Source organism: Haloimpatiens lingqiaonensis (assembly GCF_901447495.1).
GTDB lineage: Bacteria > Bacillota > Clostridia > Clostridiales > Clostridiaceae > Haloimpatiens > Haloimpatiens lingqiaonensis.
Genome location: NZ_CABDWS010000020.1, coordinates 37,877 through 44,475, shown reverse-complemented (window position 1 = coordinate 44,475; position 6,599 = coordinate 37,877). Strand labels below are relative to the sequence as shown.

8 protein-coding genes and 1 pseudogene are annotated in these 6,599 nt (G+C 28.4%); 5 read left to right on the top strand and 4 right to left on the bottom strand.

What is annotated here, in order from left to right; all coding sequences use genetic code 11:
- On the bottom strand, window positions 1-187 hold a 187-nt coding region (locus FGK85_RS05845), incomplete at its 3' end, for a hypothetical protein (RefSeq protein WP_138204639.1).
- Window positions 188-443: 256 nt separating this feature from the next.
- Between FGK85_RS05845 and FGK85_RS15870 the strand changes: the two are divergent.
- A pseudogene (locus FGK85_RS15870) lies at window positions 444-533 on the top strand (SEC-C metal-binding domain-containing protein); the annotation flags it as partial.
- A gap of 125 nt (window positions 534-658) precedes the next feature.
- Here FGK85_RS15870 and FGK85_RS05835 read toward each other — a convergent pair.
- The gene (locus FGK85_RS05835) at window positions 659-1,210 is read right to left on the bottom strand and encodes an MEDS domain-containing protein (protein ID WP_138204637.1); all 552 of its coding nucleotides are present in this window, start codon (window positions 1,208-1,210) and stop codon (window positions 659-661) included.
- A gap of 407 nt (window positions 1,211-1,617) precedes the next feature.
- Here FGK85_RS05835 and FGK85_RS05830 point away from each other — a divergent pair, with 407 nt between their 5' ends.
- Window positions 1,618-2,583: a helix-turn-helix transcriptional regulator gene (locus FGK85_RS05830; protein ID WP_171011341.1), complete on the top strand. Its 966-nt coding sequence runs from the start codon at window positions 1,618-1,620 to the stop codon at window positions 2,581-2,583.
- 359 nt (window positions 2,584-2,942) lie between these two features.
- Here FGK85_RS05830 and FGK85_RS05825 read toward each other — a convergent pair whose 3' ends face one another.
- Window positions 2,943-3,479: a biotin transporter BioY gene (locus FGK85_RS05825; RefSeq protein ID WP_171011340.1), complete on the bottom strand. Its 537-nt coding sequence runs from the start codon at window positions 3,477-3,479 to the stop codon at window positions 2,943-2,945.
- Window positions 3,480-4,001: 522 nt separating this feature from the next.
- Here FGK85_RS05825 and FGK85_RS05820 point away from each other — a divergent pair.
- The 3 genes from FGK85_RS05820 (at window position 4,002) to FGK85_RS05810 (ending at window position 5,708) form a co-directional block, all read left to right on the top strand.
- On the top strand, window positions 4,002-4,697 hold the full coding sequence (locus tag FGK85_RS05820; RefSeq protein WP_138204632.1) for a cytochrome c biogenesis CcdA family protein: 696 nt from the start codon (window positions 4,002-4,004) through the stop codon (window positions 4,695-4,697).
- Window positions 4,698-4,750: 53 nt separating this feature from the next.
- Window positions 4,751-5,341, top strand: a complete 591-nt coding sequence (locus FGK85_RS05815; protein WP_138204630.1) for a TlpA disulfide reductase family protein — start codon at window positions 4,751-4,753, stop codon at window positions 5,339-5,341.
- 157 nt (window positions 5,342-5,498) lie between these two features.
- Window positions 5,499-5,708 carry a heavy-metal-associated domain-containing protein gene (locus FGK85_RS05810; protein ID WP_138204628.1) on the top strand — a complete coding sequence of 70 codons (210 nt, stop codon included), beginning with the start codon at window positions 5,499-5,501 and terminating at the stop codon, window positions 5,706-5,708.
- A 122-nt stretch (window positions 5,709-5,830) separates the two neighbouring features.
- Here the strand turns inward: FGK85_RS05810 and FGK85_RS05805 are convergent, their stop codons facing one another.
- A complete protein-coding gene (locus tag FGK85_RS05805) occupies window positions 5,831-6,334 on the bottom strand; it encodes a GNAT family N-acetyltransferase (RefSeq protein WP_171011339.1) in 504 nt (167 codons plus the stop codon).
- Window positions 6,335-6,599: the final 265 nt, after the last annotated feature.

The window sequence follows — 6,599 nt, the reverse complement described above, 5'->3', positions numbered from 1 at the left end:
TTTTAGCAGTTAATATATGCTCTGAAACTTTTAATAAGGATTTTGTGCCATCTAAGTTTATTAATCCATCAATAATAGTGGTTAAATGATGAAATTGTGGCTTATTCATTCCATAGTTTACATCATTTAAATAATTGTAAAGTTCATCATTTATGGATATAATATGGTTAGTAAATTTATTTGGCATACTGACAACCTCCCGTGTGATTAATTGAGTAATAACTTTTATATATCACGGAAACCGTCGGTGTGCCATATTTATTTTTTGGTAGCATTACCAATTTGACTTTTTATTTTGCAGAACTAAAGTTATTAATTTTAAAAATATGGATGAGGCTAATTATTTTATTAATTCTATAAGTATAGCTTATAATACAACAAATATGTGGAATTTAAAAGGATACACTCCTTATGAAATACAGAAAAGATCTAGTAATAAGGGAACAACAATAGTAAATAAACAAAAGATAGGAAGAAATGAACCTTGCCCTTGTGGAAGCGGAAAAAAATACAAAAAATGTTGTGGTAAATAAAATATGCCATATAGTGCTCAAGCATTATATGGCATATTTTATTTAGTATAATTTCAACATTATATTTAGTGAAATTCTTCACCAATATTTTCCCTTATGTGTTGGTGAAATTTTAACTTTGTATATTATGCACCATGAAGCTCAAATTTCCTTAAAAAATGTGAGTGTGAATGAATAGAGTTATCTATAATTTCTTTGTTTACAATGTAGTTATCACTAGAGGCTTGTATATATTCATATACATCATAGGTGCATAATAGGGACATGTTAGAGTTTTTAACCAAATTAGTAAGTTTTCTTTCTAACTCTAGGAAAAACTCCTTAGAAGTAAGGGTGATTATATGTGAGCAATCTTCTATAAGTCTAATACCTGAAAAACCTTTAATATTAGCTGAATTTAATATTTTCAGCATACCATTTTGAATATTATTTATATCTAATTTGTTGGTCAGATTACTAAATGCCTCTTCTGTGAAAAAATATATGTTATCTGTAGAGATGTTTTGATTAGTAAAAAATGAAGAAAGTTCTTTAAACTTATTTTCCTTCATTAAGATGTAAATAAGCTCATTATTATCCAAGCCTTTTTTAACATAATGTAATAAATTAATAAATAAATGCTCCTTGCTATAATAATAAAAAGCCGAATGAGAGCCAAAAACACTATCTAACGACATAATATTTCACTACCCCCCCTAGTTAGTAAATATTTTCAAAATAAATCATTATTACTTCATCTAGTGTTTAGTTAAGCTCTATTACACCTGATAGAGAAAATTACTTTAAATGACTGTTAGTGATTATAGAGTTTCAAGCGAGTATTTCCAATGCATAAAATTATGCAATGTATATCATTAGTTTTAATAGAAATAAAAGAATAATGTCTAAAGCATCTATTTCCAATTTTATACTAAAATATATTGATTTTCAAGAGTAATTTAAAAAAACAACATAAATTAGTGAAAATAATATATAAATGTAAAAAAATATTATGCTAAATACTTCAGGCAACAATTTTCACAGTTTATGATATAATTTATTTAAGTGTTAAGTTTTGTAAAATTTTATGACAGGAGTGATTAATGTGCTTCCGTATTCTGAATATAGTAAATCAAGAAAATTATTGGAAATGTTTAGGCTAATTAAATCAGGAGAGATAACTACAAAAGAAGAACTTTCAAACATATTTGAGGTATCACCAAAAACTATTGGAAATTACAAAAGGGAATTAGAGGAAGAATGGGATGCAGAAATAATTTATGACAAAAGTGAAGCTAAATATGTAATAGAAAGGGAAGGCATATTAGGATTATTAAAGGCTACACAACCTATTACTGCCGATGATGTGAATTTAATATTGGCTACATTAATAGAATCACAAAATTTTATGGAAACAAAGATGAATATAATAAAAAAGGGATTATTAGGTTTACTTCCTGAGGAAGAGGCAGAAAAGTTAGGTAAAATGCTTCATAGTGAAAAGCCATCTAATTGTAACGATCAGCCTATAGTGTTTAATTTAAACAAAATTAGACGAGCTATAGCATATGAAAATAAGATAGAATTTACATATAGATCTGCTGCGGGAAATCATAGAAATCATAAAATAATACCCTATAGCTTTGCTTGTGAATTTGGTAAATATTACATAATAGGTAAGCCTGAAGATAAAGAAAAGCTTGTGCATTTTAGATTAGATAGAATTGGAAAAGTAACTATTTTGGATGAAATAGGGGTAAGAAGTGATGAGTTTAATGTGTATGACTATTTAAAAAAGACTTGGTACATGTATGGTGGCGAAGAGACTAAAATAAAAGTTAAATTTAATAAAGAATTTTATAATGTGGTTACAGAAAAAAATATGATTGAAGGCAGATTAATAGAGGAAACCGATGAATATTTTATATACCAATTTGTAGCAAATGGTACCTTGGGCATAAAGTTATGGATTTTAGGATTTGGTGCAGGTGCTGAAGTATTAGAGCCCTATGAATTAAGGGAAGAATTTGAAAATATAGCTAAAGAGATGATGAAAATATATTGTAGTTAGTTTATAAATCCTCAAAAGCTACTTTTGCTGGAGAAAATTTCATACGCTAAAATATTACCATTAACTTTAAATTTCTCGAAAATTATTGTTGCTTGTGTGGTATGGTTCAAGATTTATATACTAAATCAGTTTATCCAGAGACGTAGCTGCCGTAATACTCCCACTCCTAACAAAGTGGGAGATAACGGCAGCTACGTCCCTGGATAAGGATCTCTAACCTTCAGTTGGAGTAAAAACTCCATCTGAAGCTAAGAGCTCTGTTTATAACTAAAAGAAAACACTGCTACTTGTTTTGGTAGTAGTTAATAAAGCTAGAATGAAGAATTTATTAAAGACTTCACTCTAGCTTTATAATTTTGCTATTTTTTTATAGCAGGAAGAACTTTTTTTGCTATAGCAGCTGCAACTCCACTTAGTAGAATATCTTTTATTATAAAAGGAGCCACGCATACTTTTATAACTTTCATTATTCCCATAGGATTCTTCATGTAGAAATTCATTATAAAGTAAAAATAAATAGTTCCAAAGGCATACATAATTATAAGACCTGAAATTATACCTATAGATAAATTTTTAAAGGTTGCCCTTCTATTTTCAATTAATTTACCTATTAAATATGCGCCCACTGCAAAACCTAATATATATCCGAAAGTTGGATGAACTATTGTGGTAGGTCCGGCTTTTCCACCTTGAAATACAGGAATTCCAATAAGGCCTAATAAAATATATATAATTTGTGATAAAGCACCTAATTTAGCACCCAATAGAGCTCCAGCTAGGCATGCGAAGAATGCTTGAAAAGTTAATGGAACCAATGGTGTAGGTATGGACAAATAAGCTCCTACAACCATAAGTGCTGCAAATAAAGCTGTTAAAGTAATATCTCTGGTTTTCAATATAAATCTCTCCATTCTATTTTAATTAATAAAAATATTGTAAACTATATTTTGAAATTATGTTTACAAATAAAATATATATGAACATAGTATTTTTGTCAATATATAATAATTTGCCATAAAAATTTAAAGCTAGTACAACATATACTAGAATTTATTATTAGCGCCGTGACCACAACTTTAATTTAAAGCTTGTATTTTAAATTAAAAATATTTATTCAGCTAATGTAGAGATTGAAATTTGTAGATAAGTGAGAGGTGAGAGGTAAGAAGTAAGAGGTAAGAAGTAAGAGGTAAGAAGTAAGAGATAAGAAATAAGGGGTAAGGTAAGGGGAACAGTAGAAGTGGTTGCTTAAATAAAAATTGAATTTTAGATTAAAAAGTATTTTAAGATTAAATTAATAATGCAAATTATGAATTGGATATAATTATAATATATATTGCAAATATTTAATTAAAAATATATAATATAATTACCCCTAGGTGGTATATTGCGGGTGATTGATGAAGGGAGATATTAAAATGGAGAATGTGAATATAATTTTAGCTTTTTCAGCAGGAGTACTTTCTTTTTTATCTCCATGTATTTTACCACTGATTCCGGCATATATAACATATTTAACTGGAATGAGTATAGAGGAGATAAATAGTGGAAAAGATAAAATAACTATAGTTAAAAAATCCCTTGGATTTATATTAGGATTCTCAATAATATTTATATTAATGGGTGTATCCATAAGTAGCGTTGGAAAAGTTCTTTCAAACAATAGGGATGTTTTTAGAAAAGTTGGAGGAATATTAATTATAATATTTGGATTACATACCATGGGAATATTAAAAATAAAAACTCTATACAGAGAAGGAAGAGTTTTAAATATGAGAAAAGCTGAAGGAACCTTTGGAGCCATAGTATTAGGAATGGCTTTTGCAACTGGTTGGACACCTTGTATAGGCCCAATACTATCTTCTATATTAATTTATGCAGGAAGTGTAGACAGTGTAAGTAAAGGGGTACTTCTATTAGTATTTTATTCTTTAGGTATGGCCATACCATTTTTTCTTACAGCGTTATTAATACAAAAATTAAGCGTCTATTTAAAAAGGATATATAAATATTTTCCAGTGATAAGTTTTATAAGCGGCGCAGTTCTCATTTTAATGGGAATAATGATATTCACTAATAAGCTAACCATGTTGAATAATTATTTGAACTTTTAGAATTGAAGGGAGGGAAAGCACAGGAAACTTATTGAGTTTCTTGTAATATAAATATGAAAAAGAAAAATATTTTAACTGCTATACTGGTGATAGCAATATTTGCAGCGGTCTATGGAATGAAGGTTTACACTGATTCATATAAAAATAAAAATAGTATAGTACAAAGCAATAAGAGTGAAAGTGAAAAAAATCAAAGTACACCAGATAAAGACAAAGAGGAGAAACAAGTTCAAGAAACTACAGATTATTATAAATCCACAGATTTTACTTTAAAGGATCTTCAGGGTAAAACCGTAAAGTTAAGTGATTTTAAAGGTAAAAAGGTGTTTTTAAATTTCTGGGCTACCTGGTGCGGTCCTTGTAAAAGGGAGATACCAGACATGATAAAGTTCCAAGAGGAAATTAAGGATGACAATATAGTTATATTAGCTGTAAACATTGGAGATAGTAAAAGCAAAGTAGAGGATTTTGTAAAGAAAAATAATATAAATTTCACTGTTTTATTAGATGAAAAGCAACAAGTAGCCATAAAATACAATGTTTCAGGTATACCAACTACCTATTTGATTGATGAAAATGGTAAGCTTGTAAAATGGACTACAGGCGCTATGGAAATATATATGATGAGGGACTTCATTAAGTAAAATAACTGAAGTTTTCATATATTTTTCAAATAATACAAAAGATGAATAAAGATATATATGTATTTAAATTTTAAATACAAAATTAAAAATTATTATTTTATGCGAATATATAGCGGTAAGAGAGTTATAAAAAAATATAGAGTTTGGAGGAAATAAAATGAAAAAAACATTAAAGGTAGAAGGAATGAGCTGCATGTATTGTGCAAAGCATGTAAAAGAAGCTCTCCAAGAGTTGGAAGGTATAAAAAGCGCTGAGGTAGATTTAAAGTTAAAGATGGTAAAGGTAGAAATGGAAAAAAGTATAGAAGATAATATTCTAAAAATTGCAATAGAAGATGCTGGATACGAAGTAATAGAGATATCTTAACCAAGACTGTGATATTAGAAATTAAATATTTTACAATGGAGAATTCTCAAGATTTGAGTTTTACAATACATTGAGAATTCTCTTGCTTTATTTAGAAGAGTTTTTATAGTTTGTCTTTCTTTTTAAAGTACTTTTTCAAAACATATAAATGGTTTAATCTTGCCATTGTTGAAAAATACTTGTCCTACTTTTTTGTAACCTAGATTTTTAAACATGGATTGCATTTTTTCATTTTCTATATAGGTGTCTGTTCTAATAGAGGTAAATTTATTATTTCGTGCAAAGTTTTCTGAAAAACACATTAATGCCTTAGCTACACCTTTTCTTTGCCAATGTATATCTACTGCCATTCTATGAATAACCATTATTTTGCCTTGAGAATCAGTCCAGTTAATATCACTATATTCTTTTGCTTCAATATGGTTGAGAACCACTATTCCAATGATTTTATCATTAAATTTAGCTGCAAATAAATAGCCAGAGGATATATCTTCTTTAATTACTTGTTCATTAGGATAAGATTCATCCCATTGATTAGAGCCTTCCTCATTCATTTTTTTAACACAATTTTTAATCAAACACATAATTTCCTTTAAGTCACTTATGGACGCTTGTACTATTTCCATAAAAAAATCCTCCTTATTGCCAATGAAAGTTATATCAATCTTAATAGGATTCAAGATTGATATGTGATGAATTACCACCAATAACATTTGCCAGTATCCCTTTACATTACGGTGAGGGGAATACCTTGGGTTTACCATACCTTGTATATTTTACGCAGTAGAGGATTTAACTACTGTAACCTCATATATACAGTTGTGGAATAACTTTATTATCTCCCAAAATAGTTATGCCATTGATTTAATATTGAATAGTTAGGAATATAGG